Origin of the sequence: Micromonospora deserti, assembly GCF_003236335.1 — a bacterium.
Lineage (GTDB): Bacteria > Actinomycetota > Actinomycetes > Mycobacteriales > Micromonosporaceae > Micromonospora > Micromonospora deserti.
In genome coordinates, this window is record NZ_POUB01000559.1 from 1 (window position 1) to 472 (window position 472).

Annotated in this window: 1 protein-coding gene; it reads right to left on the reverse strand. The window is 66.3% G+C overall.

Annotated elements, in window-relative coordinates; all coding sequences use genetic code 11:
- A partial coding sequence (locus tag C1I99_RS35470; protein WP_199562476.1) for an efflux RND transporter permease subunit occupies positions 1-472 on the reverse strand: 472 nt, incomplete at both ends.

Below are 472 nucleotides of genomic sequence, written 5' to 3' on the forward strand. Positions count from 1 at the left end.
CTCGTGCTCGTGCGCCGCGTCCAGCCGGCGCTGCCGCTCGCTGCCCTTGAACACGCGCCGCACCACCACAAAGAACACCGGCACCAGGAACACCGCCAGCACCGTTGCAGCGATGATCCCGCCCAGCACGCCCGTGCCGATAGCGCGCTGGCTGGCCGATGCCGTGCCGCTTGCAAGCGCCAGTGGCACGACGCCAAACGCAAACGCGAGCGACGTCATCACGATCGGCCGGAACCGCAACCGCGCAGCTTCCAGCGTGGCTTCAATCAAGCCCATCCCTTGCGCCACCAGATCCTTGGCCACTTCGATGATCAGGATCGCGTTCTTGGCCGACAGGCCGATGGTGGCAATCAGCCCGACCTTGAAGTAGATGTCGTTGGGCAGGAAGCGCAGCGTGGCGCCCAACAGCGCGCCCAGCACGCCGAGCGGCACCACCAGCAAGACCGCCAGCGGAATTGACCAGCTCTCGTAC